The following is a 17,534-nucleotide window of genomic DNA, read 5'->3' as shown; positions in this document are numbered from 1 at the left end:
TTCTGCACAGTCTACCATGACGAGCCGATTCCAACCCGCATCGATGCAAGGCGCTGGTTCAAGCACAGGTTCAAACGAGGCCAGAAGTGCTGGAATTGGCCGGGAGTTATCGCGCGAAACGCCTAAGCGTTCAAAGCAAAGGTATACAATGATACGGTTTGTTCGAGAGAAACCGCACGTCCGAAAGGCTTCTATGACCGTCGATCTCGTTTCGCTCGCCATCATCGCCCTCGTCGCGGCGGTTAGCCCTATCGTCGCAAAGCTCATCCCCAACAAACTCGTCCCTGAGACGGTGTTCTTGCTCATCGCCGGTGCGGTGCTTGGGCCAAACCTGTTCGGCGTGATCGATCTTACCGACTCGGTTGGTCTTCTGTCGGATCTGGGTCTCGGCTTTTTGTTCTTACTCGCAGGTTACGAGATAAACCCGAAGAGCCTCACGGGCTCTCAGGGCAAGCGAGGTCTTGCCACCTGGGCCGTGTCCATCGCGCTCGCGTTCGCGGTCGTCATCGCAGCCGGGCTCATGAAAACCAACGAGCTCGAAGCCGTGGCCGTGGCCATCGCGCTCACCACAACGGCGCTTGGCACGCTCATGCCCATCATGAAAGAACGCGAGCTCATGGGCACGCGCGTGGGAGACTCGATCCTCGCTTACGGCACCTGGGGCGAATTGTGCCCGGTGCTGGCCATGGCACTCCTGCTTTCGACGCGTGCCGAATGGCAAACCGCGCTTATCCTCATTGCCTTCGTCGCCCTGTGCGTGATCATGGCCATCGTACCTGCCAAGGCGAAGAGGGCGGGGCATCGGCTGTTCCGTTTCCTCACCGAGAACGCCGAGGGCACCTCGCAGACCATGATGCGCTGCGTGGTACTCCTGCTCGTGGGGCTCGTAGCCGTCTCGGCGGTGTTCGATCTCGACATCGTACTCGGCGCCTTCGCAGCGGGCTTCGTCCTACGCTATATTGTGCCCGAAGGAGACCATGCGCTTGAGCATAAGCTCGACGGCGTGGCCTACGGGTTCCTCATTCCCATATTTTTCACGGTGTCCGGTGCGAAGATCGATCTTCTGGCCGTGTTCGCACAGCCCGCCATGCTCGTAGGCTTTATCGTGCTTTTGCTGCTTGTTCGAGCGGTTCCCATCTTCATCGCGCTTTCCACGGGCAAAGACACACGCGATATCTCCACGCACAACCGCTTGACCGTCGCGCTGTACTGCACGACGGCGCTGCCCATCATCGTGGCCGTGACGTCGGTGGCCGTGAGCTCGGGGGCCATGCCGCAGGAGACGGCCAGCGTGCTGGTGGCTGCCGGTGCCATTACCGTGTTCCTCATGCCGCTATTGGGCATGCTCACCTATCGCGTGGCCGACGCGAAGCCTATCGAGGCTGCGCGCGAGATCGTTCACAATCCGCGCGATATCGGCGACATCCTGCGCGAGCACTGGGAGCTCGAGCGGATGCTCACCCGCAAGGAGGCCCTCGAACGGCTGGCGGCGCGGCGTGTGGGCCGGAGCTTCGACGACTTGGACTGGCAGGATCGTGCTGCGATCTTGCAGCGGCGCTCGGCCCGCAAGCGCGCTTTCGACGAGGCGCTCGACTTAGCGGCGCAGGAGATGGCGCGCCGCCACCCCGCCCCCGATGCCGATCCCGACGGCGATGGACCGCTGCTTTCGCAGGCCCAGCAACACCGCGAGGATCGCCGCCGCCGCGTGGCCGAGCATGTCGTGCGCGAGTACCGCCGCCGCATGACGGAGATGGGACGGGTCGCCGAACGCATGGGACTCGACGAGGAGGACGCGCGACGGATGTTCGAGGATGCTCGCAAGGAGCGACGACACTAGTCGGAGCCGATCGCGTTCAGACTCCCCTTGCCTTCGTTTGCGCGACGCTTGGCGATGACGACCCCGGTGCTGCAGGCCGGGGTCGTCATCGCAATGCCGGATATGCCGGAGCGTCCTACAGCGCAGCTTCGCGGATCTTCTCGAGCAGCTGGTCAATCGGCCAGGCGCCCAGGTCGCCCTCGTGGCGGTCGCGCACGGACACGGTGCCGTTCTCGATCTCCTTGTCGCCCAGCACCACCATGTACGGGATCTTCTGGCTCTGGGCTTTCGCGATCTTCACGCGCATGGGCTCGTTCTGATCGTACACCTCCACGCGCCCGCCCGCGGCCTTGATCTGCGCGGCCAGCCCAGCCGCGGCGTCGTTGTGGCGGTCGGCCAGCGGCAGCACGGCCACCTGCACGGGAGCCAGCCACAGCGGCAGCGCGCCGGCGTAGTGCTCGATGAGGATGCCCAGGAAGCGCTCGATGGAGCCGAAGATGGCGCGGTGGAGCATCCAGGGGCGCTCCTCGGTGTTGTCCTCGGTGCGGTAGGTCAGCTCGAAGCGCTCGGGCATGTTGAAGTCGACCTGCACGGTGGAGCACTGCCAGGTGCGGCCGATGGCGTCCTTCACCTTGATGTCGATCTTCGGGCCGTAGAACGCGCCGTCGCCCTCGTTGATCTCGTAAGCGAGGCCATGGCGCTCGCAGGCTTGCTTGAGCGAGTTCGTGGCATGGTCCCACATCTCGTCGGTGCCGATGGACTTCTCGGGACGCGTGGAGATCTCGGCCTCGTACTGGAAGCCGAAGGTGGACATGATGTGGTCCACGAGGTCGAGGATAGCCACCACCTCGTCGACGACCTGGTCTTTCGTGCAGAACACGTGCGCGTCGTCCTGGGTGAAGCCGCGGGCGCGCAGCAGGCCGTGCACCACGCCCGACATCTCGTGGCGATACACCGTGCCGAACTCGAAGTAGCGCAGCGGCAGGTCGCGGTAGGAGTGCAGCTCGTTCTTGTACAGCATGACGTGGCCCGGGCAGTTCATGGGCTTCACGCCATACTCGCTCATGCGCGGGTTCTCGTCGTCTCCCTCGTTGATCTCGAAGAAGTACATGTTCTCCTTGTAGAAGCCGTAGTGCCCCGAAGTCTTCCACACGTCGGCGTTGTAGATGTGCGGGGTGATGACCTCTTCGTAGCCGCGCTCGTACAGGTCGCGACGCAGCCACTCCTGCATGGTGCGGATGACGCGCGCGCCCTTCGGCAGATACATGGGCAGGCCCACGCCCGCCATGGGATCCATCATGTAGATGCCCAGCTCGCGGCCGAGCTTGCGATGGTCACGCTTCTCGGCCTCGGCCAGGTTGTGCAGATACTCGTCAAGCTCCTTCTGCTTGAAGAACGCGGTGCCATAGACGCGCTGCAGCATCTCTCGCTCCGCATCGCCCTTCCAGTAGGCACCGGCCAGCTTCATGAGCTTGAACGCGCCGATCTTGCCTGCGGAGGGCATGTGCGGGCCGCTGCACAAATCGACGAAGTCGCCGTGACGGCGGATGATGATGTCCTCGTCGGCTGGAAGTTCGCGGATGTGCTCCAGCTTGAAGCGCTGATCGGCGAAGATGACCTCGGCCTCCTCGCGTGAGACGACCTCGCGGACGAACGGCTCGTCACGCGCGATGATCTCGGCCATCTTCGCTTCGATGGCGGCGAAATCCTCAGGCGTGAGCGAGCGGGACAGCTCGAAGTCGTAGAAGAAGCCGTCATCGGTCTGCGGGCCGAACGCGATCTGCGCGCCGGGAAAGAGCAGCTGCACAGCCTCGGCCATGACGTGCGCCGTCGAGTGGCGCATGATGCCGAGCGCCTCGGGGCTCTTGGCGGTGATGATCTCCACCGTGGCGCCGTCGTGCACCGGGGTGTCGAGATCGGCGAATGCGCCGTCGATCTTACCGCCGAGCGCGGCCTTCGCCAGGCCCGCGCCGATGGAGGCGGCCACATCGGCGACGGTGGCGCCTTCGGCGAGATCTTTGGTCGAACCGTCGGGAAGTACGATGTTCATGATGGTTCCTTTCCTGTGCCGGGCGCGCACAAAGCGCCTGCACGATCGGTATGGCCGCGTCTTGAGTGCGCGACCGTTGTCAAGTATGACACGAACGACTACAGTGCCGCACGTGCACACGGTTTCAACAAAATGCTAGACCGAGTTCGCAGTTTAGGCTTATGCGAAGGCCGACCCCACTCCGTGACCCCATATCCGAACGCAAAAAAGCCGCCTTTCGGCGGCTTTGCATGAAAACGATGCTATTGGGCGCGATCGGGCTGCGCGCCGCGAGCCTGCCTCTTCTGCTGAGCCGCCGGCGGTTGCGGCTGCTGCGTTCGACCACGCTGGGGGGCGCGGCGCGGACGCGATCCCGCCGCCGTAACGGGCGTGGCGCAGTAGGGGCAGACGGTCCAGGTGGGATCGAGCGCATGGTTGCAGGTGCCGCAGAGGTTCTTCAGGCGCTGATGACAGTTCGGGCACAGCACGAAGTCGGCTTCCACAGGATAGCCGCAGTTTGCGCATTCGCCGAACTTCATGAGCTCACGCTGTTTAAGTGCGATTTCGAGCTCCTGCTCGTCGCGATCGATCTGCAGCAGAGGCGGACGCAGCAAGCAGTATGCTATGACGCCAACCAGTGGGACGAGCGAGACGATCGCCCAGACATACCAATACGATCCGCGCAGATACGCATCGCGAACCACCCAGACGATGGACAGCACGTACAGAATGACGAGCAGCACAATGACTGCCGTGAAAGCGGCTTGCAGCTCGGGGGTCCATAACTGGGCCAGCAGTTCGCTCATGATAACCTCGTTTTCTAGTGTAAGCTTCGAGCTTTGCGCACGTAAGCCGCCAGCGGACGACTTCCATCATGCACACGATCAAAGATTATAGCAAAGAAGCGCGGGAGCGTATGAATTAGCAGGCAATTTCCTCAAGCTGTAGAAATTGCGGGAGGCTAATTAAGAGTACCCGGTCCACCATGGAGGTTCAGACCCATCTCAGGAACATGTGATCGATCCGCAAAGAAATACCCGATGAGCCTCCGTCATCGAAACGACACCGGACCCGCGTCGAGTAATTTCCAGCACATCTGCAAGCCCTTGATGAGCGGCATCACCTCGTCAAGCGACGGTTCCTCGTCGAAACCGCCGCGCATCATGTCCACCACGGCGTGCATGAGGAAGTCGATCCCCACCTTCCTGTGGTCGACGATGGATTTCGCCATGGTGTATACGAACAGGTTCTCCACGTCTTTCGCGAGCACACCCTTCGACGAGAACGTGTACTTGTATGCCATCACATCCACACGCACGATGGAGTAGTTCTCCGGGTACACGAATACCAGCTTCTCCTCGGTCTCGCCGATGGACGTGTCGCGGATCAAACCGGAAAGACCCTGTTTGACAAGCTTCTGAAAGGCCGCTTTGATCTCCTTGCCGCCCTTAAAGTACTCGTCGATCACCCCCATGATGGCATCGTCGCATGTTCGCGAGATGTTGACGTGCTGCCCGTTGTGGTACTCGAAGGCCTTGTCGCCCACGATCTCCAGCTCGCCCACCGATTCTTTATTGCTCAGCATGAGCTTAAGTCGGTTCTCGAATGTCTCCGACTTCGCGCTGGCCATCTTCTGAAGGAAGCTGTACTGTTCCCTCATGCGGATCTCCTCCTCGGTCTTGCCGGTGAGGTCGTAGATCAACATGCTGATTTTCGCCACGGTTCACCCTTTCTCGCGTAAAATCGAATCAATATGCTCATCCTATCTTCTACCGAGGAGCTATGCAATGTATACGGCGAGAAAACAAGCGGAAGGATGCCGCCATCCGAACATGCAGCTTGCCACCACACCCCGAAAACGCCGCGGGCCTCGCCTCCAAACAGAGACGGGGCCCGCAACCATCGAAAGGGACGCCTACCCCAACTCCGCCAGCTGGGCCTCCACGCGGGCAAGCTTGTCGGCGAGCTCGGCGTGCTTGGCACGGTCCTTCTCCACGATCTCGGGCGCGGCCTTGGCCAGGAAGCCCGGGTTGGAGAGCTTCTTCTCCAACTTGCCCGCATCGGCAGCGAGCTTGGCCTGCTCCTTCGCGAGGCGCTCGCGCTCGGCGTCGAGGTCCACGAGGCCCGACAGCACCAGGTACACCTCAAGCCCCGCGCCCAGCACGGCGCTGGACTCGGCCGGCTTCTCCACCTGCGCGCCGATGGCGAGCGACGCCGTGTTGCCCATGCCCTCTATGAGCCCCCGCTGGGCCTCGAGCAAGGCCGCGTCCGCCCCGTCGGCCTTCACGACCACGGCCAGCTGGGACTTCGGCGAGATGCCGTAGCGGGCGCGCGTCGAGCGGATGGCCGACACCGTCTCGCACACCATCTCGATGGCGCGCTCGGCCTCCGGATCCGCGTACATCGCCAGCTCCTGCGCGTCCGGCCACGCGGCGCCGATGAGGTACGGCGCGCGCTCGCGGTCGATGGGCAGCTCCTGGTAGATCTCCTCGGTCACGAACGGCATGATGGGATGTAGCAGCCGCAGCGCCTGGTCGAGCACGAACACGAGGTTGCGCTGGCACGCCAGGCGGTCCGCCGGGTCGGCCCCAGCGCCCAGGCGCGCCTTCGAGAACTCGATGTACCAGTCGCAGAACTCGTTCCAGAAGAACGCGTACAGCTCGCGCGTGGCCTCGCCGAACTCGAAGCCGTCGAACGCCGCGTCCAGGCGCGCCACGAGGCCCGCCAAGCGCGAGAAGATCCAGCGGTCGGCCGGCGTCGAGGGCGCGGGTTCGCCCGGCTCGTAGCCGTCCAGGTTCATCATGACGAAGCGCGCGGCGTTGCGGATCTTGTTCGCGAAGTTGCGCGAGCTTTCCAGCTTCGCCTCGTTGAACTTGAGGTCCTGCGCGCCCGTCACCTGCATGAGCAGGCCGAAGCGCATGCCGTCGGCCCCGTAGTCCTCCATGAGGCGCAGCGGGTCCACGCCGTTGCCGCGGCTCTTGGACATGGGCTTGCCGTCGGCCGCCATCACCGTCGGATGGATGATGACGTGCTCGAACGGGATCTGGTCCGTGCAGTACATGGACGCCATCACCATGCGCGCCACCCACAGCCCCATGATGTCGCGCGCGGTGGACAGCACCTGCGTGGGGTACGCGGCGCGCATCTCAGGCGCGTCCACCCCCTCCTCGGTCCAGCCCATCGTGGCGAACGGCCACAGCTGCGACGAGAACCACGTGTCCAGCACGTCCTCGTCTTGGCGCACCGGAGCCCCGCACACGGGGCACGTCTCGACGTCCTCCACCGAAGCATCCTCCCAGCCGCACGCATCGCAGTAGAACATGGGAATGCGGTGCCCCCACCACAGCTGGCGCGAGATGCACCAGTCTTTCAGGTTCTCGAGCCAGTCGAGGTAGACCTGCTTCCAACGCTCGGGATGGAACTGGATGGAGCCGTCCTCCACCACGCGCGCCGCATCCTTCTTGAGGCCGTCCACGGCCACGAACCACTGCTCGGACTCCCAGGGCTCGAGCTTCGTGTGGCAGCGGTAGCACGTCATGACGGAGTGATCGTGGTCCTCCACGTGGTCGAGCAGCCCGAGCTCGTCAAACGCCGCCACGACGGCCTCGCGGGCCTCGTCGCGGTCCATGCCCGAGAACTTCCCGTAGCCCTCCACCACGTGCGCCGTCTCGTCGAAGATGTTGATGCGCTCGAGGCCGTTGCGCTCGCCCATGGCCCAGTCGTTCGGGTCGTGCGCGGGCGTGGTCTTCACGCAGCCGGTGCCGAACTCCCTGTCCACGTGCCAGTCGGCGAAGATGGGGATCTCGCGGTCGACGAGCGGCAGCTTCACCGTCTTGCCCACGAGGTGCTTGAAGCGCTCGTCCTTCGGGTTCACCGCCACGCCCGTGTCTCCGAGCATCGTCTCGGGGCGCGTCGTGGCCACCACGAGGTACTCCAGGCCGTCCTCGGGCTCGGTCAGCGGGTAGCGCAGGTACCACAGGTGCCCCGCCTCGTCCACGTACTCGGCCTCGTCGTCGGAGATGGACGTCGTGCAGTGGGGGCACCAGTTCACGATGCGCTTGCCCTTGTAGATGAGATCGTCGCGGTACCAGTCCACGAAGAGCTTGCGCACGGCACGCACGTAGGACGGCTCCAGCGTGAAGTGCTCGTCGTCGTAGTCGCACGAGCAGCCCATGCCCTTGATCTGGTTCACGATGGTGGTGCCGTACTCCTTGTACCAGTCGTAGCACGCCTCGATGAACGCCTCGCGACCGATCTCCAAACGGCTGATGCCCTGGTCGGCCAGCTTCTTGTCCACCTTCGTCTGCGTGGATATGCCGGCGTGGTCGGTGCCGAGGATCCAGCGCGTGGGACGGCCCTGCATGCGGGCTCGGCGGATGCACGTGTCCTGGATGGTGTCGTTGAGGGCGTGGCCCATGTGCAGCACGCCCGTGATGTTCGGCGGCGGGATGACGATGGTGTAGGGCTGCCCCTTCTTGGCGCCGAAGCCCTCGCCGCGCTGGAAGTAGCCGGCGTCCTTCCACGCGTCGAACAGCGGCCGCTCGTGCGCCGCGAAATCATAGTCGATCTTCTTTTCTGCCATGGTCCGCTCTCTCGTCTCGCTTGCCTGCTTTGCGCTTATGCGCGAACGGGCGCTCATGAAAGAGCGCCCTGCGAAATCCTGCCTTCTGCCCAACTGCGTGAAGCCCGCTATGCGCTCTTGTTCACGCTCTCCTCCGCCGAAACGATTTCCGGCTGCGTCTCGCCCTCGATGTCGCTCGCCCGCACCGTGACGACGGTTGCGCCCTCGTGTTCCGGTAAGTCGTACATCACATCCATGAGAACGCGTTCGCAGATCGAGCGCAAGCCGCGCGCACCCGTGCCGTGCTCCACTGCCTCGTGTGCAATGGCGCGCAGAGCATCGGGTTCGAAGGAAAGCTCAGAATCTTCGAACTCGAACATCTTCGTGTACTGCTTCACGAGCGCGTTCCTCGGCTCGGTGAGGATACGCACAAGATCCTCCTCCGACAGCTCGTTCAGCGACGTTACCACGGGGATGCGGCCCACAAACTCGGGAATCATACCGTACTTGTTGAGATCCTCCGGCAGCACTTGAGCGAGCAGTTCCGCTTCGGCCTGCTTCTGGCTTTCCGGCAGCTCGGCGGTGAAGCCGAGACCACTCTTGCCGACGCGTGCGGCGATGATATCGGCTAATCCCACGAAGGCGCCGCCAAGAATGAACAGGATGTTCGTGGTGTCGATGTGCAGCAGCTCCTGCTGGGGATGCTTGCGGCCGCCTTGCGGCGGGACGCTCGCCTCCGCACCCTCGACGATCTTGAGCAGCGCTTGCTGCACGCCTTCGCCCGACACGTCGCGCGTGATGGACAGGTTCTCGGCCTTGCGTGCCACCTTGTCGATCTCGTCGATGTAGATGATGCCTATCTCGGCGCGCGGGATGTCGAAGTCGGCCGCCGTCATGAGCTTGAGCAGGATGTTCTCAACGTCCTCACCCACGTAGCCGGCCTCGGTGAGCGTCGTTGCATCGGCGATGGCAAACGGGACTTTCAGCGTGCGCGCAAGTGTTTGGGCCAAAAGCGTCTTGCCGGAACCCGTGGGACCCAAGAGCATGATGTTGCTCTTGGCCAACTCTACGTCGCCGTCCTCGGCATCTGCACCCAGGCTGATGCGCTTGTAGTGGTTGTATACGGCCACGGAGAGCGCGCGCTTGGCCTGCTCCTGGCCCACCACATGCTCGGAGAGCTCGGCGTATAACTCGTGCGGCGTAGGAAGCTCGGCCAGTACGTCCTCCGGCGCAGGCTCCGCCGTCGATGCGGCTTCGGCTGCGTACCCGCGCGCATGGCGCCCCGCCTCGGACCGCGCATCCTGCCCTGCATCCCCATCGTCGGAGCCGGGCACGCTCAGCCCCAAGTCGCGCATCATGGCGTCGGCGCACACCGATATGCACTCGTCGCAGATGAATATGCCGTTCGGCCCCGATATCATCGCCGCCACCTGGTGCGGCTGCTTGCCGCAGAAGGCGCAGACGATTTCGTCGCCTCGGCTTCCGAACTCGTCGCGTCTATCGTTCATGTATCCTATTCGTTTCTCTACTCGTTGGAGCTAGCAGTGAGAGCGCGCGAAGAAGTGATGCGATCGACCAATCCGTAGGCGACGGCCTCTTCTGCGGTCATGTAGTTGTCGCGCTCGGTGTCGTTCTGGATGGTCTCGAGCGTCTGGCCGGTATTGTCCGCCAAGATCTTGTTCAGGCGGTTGCGGGTCTTCAGCATGAAGTCGGCCACGATGGCGATCTCGGTCTGCTGGCCCTGGGCGCCGCCCGACGGCTGATGGATGAGCACCATCGAGTTCGGCAGACACAAGCGCTTGCCCTTGGCACCGTTGGACAACAGCACCGCAGCCATGGAAGCGCACTCGCCCAAGCAGATCGTGGACACGTCGCACTTGATGAAGTCCATGGTGTCGAGGATGGCGAGCCCCGCCGTGACCGAGCCGCCCGGCGAGTTGATATAAAGAGAAATGTCCTTATCGGGGTCGGCGCTCTCCAGGTGCAGCAGCTGTGCTACCACCGAGTTGGCGACATGGTCGTCGATAGCCTCGCCGAGGAACACGATACGATCGTTGAGCAGGCGAGAATAGATGTCGTAACTGCGCTCGCCGCGCGGCGACTGCTCGATGACGTAGGGAATCAATGCTGATTTCGTGTCAAACATGGTATGCCTCGCTTATCTCTTGCGGCCGCTCGGCGGCCTGCTTGCATCTCTGTCATAGTGCGGTTAAACGTCGCGCTGCGCAAGGCCCGGGAACCGTATCGTTACCTGTCCCCGACGCGCCGGAGAAGGCGCGTCGGGGACAGGCGTGGTGCAGATGCTATTCTGCGGCTTCGGAGCCCTCCTCCTGCTTTTCGGGCTGTTTCTTCTCCGTAGCCTTCTTCGAGGAGGCCTTCTTCGCAGCAGGTTTCTTGTCGCCGTTATCCTGGGCCTCGTCGGCCTTCGCGGCTTTCTTGGAAGAAGCCTTTTTCGCGGGCTTCTTTTTTTCGTCTTGGGCTCCGGGCTCGACCTCCGTGACAACGGCCTTCTCCATCAGGTCCATGACCGCTTTCGTGCGGCTCACGCCTTGACGTACCAGATGCAGCTGGCCGTTCTCGCGCCACTCCGCCTTGAGAGCCTCGGGCTTCTCCGCGCCGCTCTTGGCAAACTCCGCAAGCACGTCCTCCTCCGTGGCTTCCAGACCGAAGTGACGAGCCCAGGCGTCGAGCGCAAGATCCTGGGCGGCAATATCGGCCGCCTGGAGCTTAACATCCTCTTTGAACTGGTCAGGCGTCATACCTTGCTGGGCTAGGTACAGATCGAAGGACATGTTCTGACTCTGAAGCTGCTGGAAGAAGTCCTGGATGAGCGTGGATTCGGCCTCCTCGCGCATGCTCTCGGGGGCCTCCCCTTCGAGGCGTTCGGCAACCGCTACCAGGACCGCGTTCTCCTTGATGCGCGGCATCATGGCGGACTTCTGCTGGGCGATGGAATCGGCGATGGTGGAGCGCATGGACGCGACATCGTCGAAGCCGATCGTCTCCTTCACCCACTCGTCGGTAACTTCAGGAAGGATCTTCTTCTTGACAACCTTCACCTCGACCTCGAAATCGATCTTCGAGGTCTTGCCGGAGAGAGCCGCCAGCATGATGGGAGGATCGTCGGGCATATCGATGGAGAACGTCGTCGTCTGGCCCTTTTTCAGGCCGACGAGCTGCTCGTCGAACTCGGGCGGAAACAGGTTGCCGCCCAGGCTGTAGGGACGGTTCTCGGTCGTGAGCGAGGGGATCTCCTCGCCCTTGTCGTCTGTCGCCTTCATAGCCAGATCGATATGGCTGTCGGCCTTCACCTTCGTAGCGGCCGAGCAGTCCTCGAACGAGTAGTAGTGCTCGCGCAGCGCGTCGATCTGATCTTCAACGTCCTTATCGGATGCGCCCTCGGCGGGCAGCTTGATCTCGACCGGATCGTAGCCGGACAGTTCAAGCTCCGGCTTGACAGCCACGGTGAAGGAGAACGAGAAAGGCTTGCCGCCCTCGACGAGGTCGGTCTCGTCGAATTCAGGCTTGGACACAGGGTACAGGCCGCAGTCGTCGATGGCGAGAGGATAAGATCCGTTGACGAGGTCGTCGGTCACCGTCGCAAGGACAGCATCCTTGCCCAGGGCGTTGTCGATGATCGGGCGCGGGGCCTTGCCTTTGCGGAACCCGGGGAAATTGTACTTGTGCGCGAAATCTTTGTAGGTCTTCTTGATGCGGGCGTCGATATCCTTGGCATCGACAGTAACGGTCACTTTCGTGCGGTTATCCTGCAATGCCTCAACTTTTGTTTCCACGTAACTATCCTCCATCGTTTCTATGGTCGCCTTTCGGCATCTTGCGGCGCGCTCGCCCCCGCTCGGATGCGCGGCCCGCAGCGGCCCGCAGACTCGACTGCCGGATCGCGCTCTGAGCACACCAAAACGGAATTATCGCATATATAGTACGGATGAGGAAGATCGTTCACGAAGAACTGACGAACGGATCACGCCCTTCGGGATGCCTCGAATAACTCTTTCCGGCCGAAAGCCGAGGGCCCGAGGTCCGTCGAACGCGACGGGCTGCTACAAGGCAGCGCCAGCCGCACGGTACGGGCAGCATGCATGGCATCGCGCCGGCTGCAAGAGCGGCATCCGGGCGTACGACCGTTCGTCCTTTCCCATCGGCAGGCCGCCTCGTAGATATTGGTTTTCCCGCTACCATTGATCGGCGAGTCACGGTATCATGAAGGTCGACAAAAAACGAAGCTCAAACGAAGGATGTCATGTCGAATCTGTCCCTCAACTTACTGCAGGAACGCGAGTTGGCGCGTCTGCTTGACTACGAGCACGCCACGTGCAGCGTCGGCGGCGAGCTGGTGTACCGCTGCGCCTTCCCTTACCGGCCCGATGACGACCTGCAACGCGAGCTCATCGAGAACGGAGCCCTTGCCGCAAAGCAGGACGACAAACGAGGGGTCGTGGTGACCATAACCTCCGACGGCCGTTCGTATTTTCCCGAGCTGAGACGCGCAGAAGCAGAGCGCCTGCGCGAACAGCGCCGCGATGCGCGCCTCGTCGCACTGTCAGCGCTGTTCGCCGCCGCCTGCACCGTCGCGGGCTTCCTTCTCGGGCGGTTCGTCGCCTAAGGCGCACGGGCGCACCTCGCCGCTCTCCGATTCGGATAATTCGAGGGCAGGCGAACCTGCGCGGATCGCCACGGAGGCGCGGCCGGATCCAGGCAGCAAGACGTAAAAAAGCCAGGACGCTTTACACGATCCCGGCCTCGTTTTTTTCATGGTGCGGGCGAAAGGACTTGAACCTTCACACCTCTCGGTACCAGAACCTAAATCTGGCGCGTCTGCCAATTCCGCCACGCCCGCACGCTCACGTCGGTTCGACGCGGCGACCATCATACCAAAAAAGACGGGAACGCACAGCGCGAAAACTCTCCGTCGCCCCCATGAACGTTCACCGGCATCGCCCGTGCGCTCCGACCGCTTTGCCCAGCCGGACTCCCGACAACGTAAAGTTTCTGCTACCATGAGCCAGGCAGTGCAGAACGACGCATGCACGCCCGCACGACCGCGCTTCTCGATCGGAGCATACTCGCGCGAGCGTCCGCGCACAGGAGAAACGAGGACCGCATGGAGAATCAAGGGAACAAGATTTGGGAGCTCGTCAAGAGAGCCGGCCGAGTATGGAACAGCATCAGCCTGATTAAACGAATCGTGATCGGCCTCGTCATCGGCGGCGCGCTGGGCCTATTCGCGCCAGCCGGAATCGAGTTCGTCGAGCTTTTGGGCACTTTGTTCGTCTCGGCGCTGAAGGCGGTGGCGCCTATCCTCGTGTTCTTCCTCGTCATCAGCGCACTTGCTAACGCGAAAGCCGCCGGATCCATGAAGACGGTGGTGCTGCTCTACATAGTGAGCACGCTCATAGCGGCACTCGTCGCCGTGATCGGCAGCTTCCTGTTCCCCATGACCATTACGCTCGTTGAACCCGCAGTCGAGCAATCTTCGCCCACCGGCGTGGCCGACGTGCTGACCACGCTCGTCATGAATATCGTCTCAAATCCAGTCGACGCCCTTATTAATGCGAACTACATCGGCATCTTGGCGTGGGCGCTCGTGCTGGGCATCGCGCTCAGAGCAGCCGGCGAATCCACCAAAGAGGTGTTCACCAATGTGGCCGATGCCGTGTCGAAAGTGGTGCGCTGGGTAATCAGCCTTGCGCCGTTCGGCATCCTGGGACTCGTATACACGTCGGTATCGCAGAACGGTCCTGAGATATTCGCCGAGTACGGCTCGCTCATCCTGCTGCTCGTAGGCTGCATGCTCGTCATCGCGCTTATCACGAACCCGCTGCTCGTGTTTGCGTGCGTTCGGAAAAACCCCTACCCGCTCGTCTTCCGCTGTCTGAAGGATAGCGGCCTTACCGCCTTCTTCACCCGAAGCTCCGCCGCGAACATCCCCGTGAACATGGAATTGTGCCGCAAGCTGGGTCTGGACAAGGACAACTACTCGGTGTCCATCCCGCTCGGCGCAACCATCAACATGGCTGGGGCGGCCGTCACCATTGCCGTCATGACCATGGCCGCCGCGCATACGCTCGACATTTCAGTCGATCCGATCACGGCCGTCATCCTGTGCGTCCTCGCCGCGGTGTCGGCATGCGGGGCATCGGGCGTCGCCGGGGGGTCGCTGCTGCTCATCCCGTTGGCCTGCTCGCTGTTCGGCATCGGCAACGACGTGGCCATGCAGGTGGTAGCCATCGGCTTTATCATCGGCGTGATCCAGGACTCGTGCGAAACAGCGCTCAACTCGTCCTCCGACGTGCTGTTCACCGCCACAGCCGAATATCGCCGCATGAACGCGGATGGCGAGGACTTCAAGCTAGGAAAGGACACCTTCAGCGAGAACGAGCTAGCCTAACAAACAACCGAAACCCCCTGCCTCCGCTGCGAGCAGGGATCTTCAAACCTGCAAGAACGCCATCCGCCCCTTCGAGGTACGGGTGGCGTTCTTGCTGATGGATCGCACGAAGCACCGTGATGGACCGGTCCAGAAGACGACCCATTGCGCAAAATCGGCGCGTCCACGAGCCACTATCGCGCCGGCAACGGCTATCCACCCGCAAGTTCGTACCCGTTAGTCTGCCGCAGCGGAAAGCCGGGAGCAGGGAGCGGCCAACTTGCAGGCCGGGGAATCAGGCAGCATCCACGATGCTCACGACGTAGACGTTGTCGCCCTCCTCGAACGGAGAGAGCAAGCTCTCCACAAGCGCATGGGCCTGACCACGTGCCTCGGAAAGCAAGTTCGACTGGCTCACCTTGCCCTCGGCGTCCTGCTGGGCGATAACGAGGGCCTTCGCGGTATCATCTTTGTTCTCCCAATTGAACAAAGCGAACGAAGAGTCGTAGAACTCGATGGAGTTCGGATCGATCTCGATACCGAACAGCTGAGGCGCCGGCAGGGTCACGGTAACGTTATGTCCGTTCACTTCGACGTCCGCCTGAGACAGATCGACGCCGGCGCGCACCTCGGCATCATAAACCATCGAGAAGCGCTTCTTGTTGATGAAATCGATGTCGCCATCCTCGTAGCGCACAAGCCCTCGGTATTCGAGCTTCGCCGTAGCAAGCTCACTGCAGTTAGAAAGCTGCTCCTGTATGGACGTCGAAGACAATGCGACGCTTGGTTCGAAAAATCGCTGGAAGCCCAACGCACCCAACGCGCCGAGCGCCACAAGCGCGACAGCAAAGATGCCCATGACGAACTTTTTCATGATCCTCCTCGATCGATTCGGTTGCCGGGCCAGCATAGCACGGCAAAGGTGGGGCGACTTCGCCGATCGACGCTCACACCAGCTCGGAGGGATCCCACCTGGCCTTTCGCTTTGCGCCTTCCCTCTACATCAACGAACAGCTGAACGAACGAGACGCTCGGCGGAGTTCCTCAACCGCCCGGCAAGCAGGAAGTTTTCAGCGCGCGACGCAAGCGAAAAAGACTTTGCCACGCTGGTCGAGTTCGATGCCATCCAAATCGCCGACATAGGAGCGAAACTGCGTGTAGCCGAGGTCGCGCAGCTTGAACGCGCGGAACTTCCCGCGAACCCGCTTGCCGAGCACCGAAAGCTCCACTCCCTCTTCACCTGCATCGTCAACGATTTGGCGAATGAAACTCTCAGGGCCGTCGGAAACGGCAGGCTGCAGCATCTTCTGAGGATCCGCGACGCTTTCTTCGCCGGCAGGCGGAACTCGCTTCGCCGCCGTCTTTCTCCGAACCGCTCGGCCCGGCCTATTGTCAACGGCGCGCTGTTCGCTCGACCCGACCGCTCCGTGCTGCGATGCCGAGGTCGAAGGCTCAGCTGCAAGCTCAGGCTGTTCAGATCCCGTATCCTGCTCGAAAGCAGGTTCCACCGACTGCTCGCGCTCGAGAGCTCCTTCTTCTTTTCGCTCGATGCGCGCGGAACGGCCTCGCGGAGCGCGCCTTCCCTTCGACGGCCGAGAAACCGGAGCCGTGCTTTCGGGGATCGCATTTTGGCCGCCTTGCTTCAGCAGATCCTCCTTCGACGCATCATCGGGCGCGTCCTCGTCGGTCTGCGTCGTATCCGGTACGAACGGTGCGCTCCTCGGCACATCCCGCCCAACAGTTCGGGAGTTCCGCAATGGTCTGGGCTCGCGCTCCGAACGCCGGTCGGCATCGCGCTCGCCTTTATCGCGTGCGGACGATTCGATGCGTTTCTCGCGTGCGTCCTTTGTCTGGTCCTTGTCCTCGGCGAGCTCCACAGACACGTTGCTGCCATCCTTGATGACAACAATGCCGGCGAACTCGTCGAGGAGCTTCTTCAGCTGGTTCGTCCCGTAGCTGCGTACGTCGAAGTCGGGATAGCGCTTCAAGAGGCGGCTGCCCACCTCGCCGAGGCCCGTGGATTTGCCGTTGTTCTGATTGTCCGTGACGATGTTCGCCACGGCTTGTTCGATCTCCTCGATCGACGGGCCCGCATTCTGCACGCTCCCTGCACCGGACTGTTCCGAGCGACCGCCTTTGGAGCGCCCGTTCGGCTTCGACCCCGCATTCGGCAGCAGCAGCTCGAGCGTGGTGAAGATGTCGCACGCCTTGCGGAACGGCGTGGGCGTCTTCTTCTCCCCCATGCCGATGACCGTGAGGCCGCTCTCGCGGATGCGGCTGGCCAGGCGCGTGAAATCGCTGTCGCTCGACACGATGCAGAAGCCCTCTACCGAGCGCGTGTACAGGATGTCCATCGCGTCGATGATCATGGCCGAGTCGGTGGCGTTCTTGCCCTGCGTGTAGCCGAACTGCTGGATGGGCGTGATGGAGTTCTCCAGCAACGCGTCCTTCCATTTAGCGTGGAGCGTGAGCGTCCAATCGCCGTAGATGCGCTTGTAGGTGACGGTGCCGTACTTCGACAGCTCGTCGGTGATGGGCTTTATGTACTTGGCCGACACGTTGTCGGCATCGATCAAGAGGGCGAACCGCTTCTCAGACGATTGCTTAGTATCCACTTTTGTCGCTCCTCGGTTTCATGCGCGGGAAGGCTCGCGCCCGCCCTGGAAAAGCCGGGCGAACCGCGCTCGCGCGGTGCCCCGACATGCCGTTTCGGCATCGATCACGGTCCCATACTACTCGA

12 protein-coding genes and 1 tRNA gene are annotated in these 17,534 nt (G+C 62.3%); 3 read left to right on the top strand and 10 right to left on the bottom strand.

Annotated elements, in window-relative coordinates:
• The first annotated feature begins 193 nt into the window (after nucleotides 1-193).
• Nucleotides 194-1,837 carry a cation:proton antiporter gene (locus tag ABGT83_RS02095; protein ID WP_346685684.1) on the top strand — a complete coding sequence of 548 codons (1,644 nt, stop codon included), beginning with the start codon at nucleotides 194-196 and terminating at the stop codon, nucleotides 1,835-1,837.
• A 115-nt stretch (nucleotides 1,838-1,952) separates the two neighbouring features.
• Here the strand turns inward: ABGT83_RS02095 and thrS are convergent, their stop codons facing one another.
• From thrS to tig, 7 genes are all read right to left on the bottom strand, one after another.
• The gene (gene thrS, locus ABGT83_RS02090) at nucleotides 1,953-3,866 is read right to left on the bottom strand and encodes a threonine--tRNA ligase (RefSeq protein WP_346685683.1); all 1,914 of its coding nucleotides are present in this window, start codon (nucleotides 3,864-3,866) and stop codon (nucleotides 1,953-1,955) included.
• Between the two features lie 242 nt (nucleotides 3,867-4,108).
• A complete protein-coding gene (locus tag ABGT83_RS02085; protein WP_346685682.1) occupies nucleotides 4,109-4,651 on the bottom strand; it encodes a zinc ribbon domain-containing protein in 543 nt (180 codons plus the stop codon).
• A 245-nt stretch (nucleotides 4,652-4,896) separates the two neighbouring features.
• The gene (locus tag ABGT83_RS02080) at nucleotides 4,897-5,565 is read right to left on the bottom strand and encodes a hypothetical protein (protein WP_346685681.1); all 669 of its coding nucleotides are present in this window, start codon (nucleotides 5,563-5,565) and stop codon (nucleotides 4,897-4,899) included.
• Between the two features lie 195 nt (nucleotides 5,566-5,760).
• Entirely contained in the window at nucleotides 5,761-8,427 is a 2,667-nt protein-coding gene (locus tag ABGT83_RS02075) for a valine--tRNA ligase (RefSeq protein WP_346685680.1), read from the bottom strand.
• A gap of 107 nt (nucleotides 8,428-8,534) precedes the next feature.
• Nucleotides 8,535-9,914, bottom strand: coding sequence for an ATP-dependent Clp protease ATP-binding subunit ClpX (clpX, locus tag ABGT83_RS02070; protein WP_103264828.1), 1,380 nt, complete (start codon nucleotides 9,912-9,914; stop codon nucleotides 8,535-8,537).
• 17 nt (nucleotides 9,915-9,931) lie between these two features.
• Complete coding sequence (locus tag ABGT83_RS02065; protein ID WP_103264827.1) at nucleotides 9,932-10,552, bottom strand: ATP-dependent Clp protease proteolytic subunit; 621 nt, start codon at nucleotides 10,550-10,552, stop codon at nucleotides 9,932-9,934.
• Between the two features lie 157 nt (nucleotides 10,553-10,709).
• Nucleotides 10,710-12,200 (bottom strand): trigger factor, encoded by a 1,491-nt coding sequence (tig, locus tag ABGT83_RS02060; protein WP_346685679.1) that lies wholly within the window; start codon nucleotides 12,198-12,200, stop codon nucleotides 10,710-10,712.
• A 467-nt stretch (nucleotides 12,201-12,667) separates the two neighbouring features.
• Between tig and ABGT83_RS02055 the strand changes: the two genes are divergently transcribed.
• Nucleotides 12,668-13,030 (top strand): hypothetical protein, encoded by a 363-nt coding sequence (locus ABGT83_RS02055; protein WP_103264824.1) that lies wholly within the window; start codon nucleotides 12,668-12,670, stop codon nucleotides 13,028-13,030.
• Between the two features lie 149 nt (nucleotides 13,031-13,179).
• Here the strand turns inward: ABGT83_RS02055 and ABGT83_RS02050 are convergent.
• Nucleotides 13,180-13,264: transfer RNA gene (locus ABGT83_RS02050), tRNA-Leu, on the bottom strand.
• A gap of 264 nt (nucleotides 13,265-13,528) precedes the next feature.
• Between ABGT83_RS02050 and sstT the strand changes: the two genes are divergently transcribed.
• Nucleotides 13,529-14,815: a serine/threonine transporter SstT gene (gene sstT / locus ABGT83_RS02045; RefSeq protein WP_346685678.1), complete on the top strand. Its 1,287-nt coding sequence runs from the start codon at nucleotides 13,529-13,531 to the stop codon at nucleotides 14,813-14,815.
• 274 nt (nucleotides 14,816-15,089) lie between these two features.
• Here the strand turns inward: sstT and ABGT83_RS02040 are convergent, their stop codons facing one another.
• Nucleotides 15,090-15,668 (bottom strand): DUF4230 domain-containing protein, encoded by a 579-nt coding sequence (locus tag ABGT83_RS02040; protein WP_346685677.1) that lies wholly within the window; start codon nucleotides 15,666-15,668, stop codon nucleotides 15,090-15,092.
• 196 nt (nucleotides 15,669-15,864) lie between these two features.
• Nucleotides 15,865-17,409 (bottom strand): NYN domain-containing protein, encoded by a 1,545-nt coding sequence (locus tag ABGT83_RS02035; RefSeq protein WP_346685676.1) that lies wholly within the window; start codon nucleotides 17,407-17,409, stop codon nucleotides 15,865-15,867.
• Between the last annotated feature and the right edge of the window lie 125 nt (nucleotides 17,410-17,534).

Source organism: Enteroscipio rubneri (assembly GCF_963929405.1).
In the GTDB taxonomy this organism is placed as follows: domain Bacteria; phylum Actinomycetota; class Coriobacteriia; order Coriobacteriales; family Eggerthellaceae; genus Enteroscipio; species Enteroscipio rubneri.
Note: the sequence above shows the minus strand (reverse complement) of the source record. Positions and strands in the feature narration are given on the sequence as shown.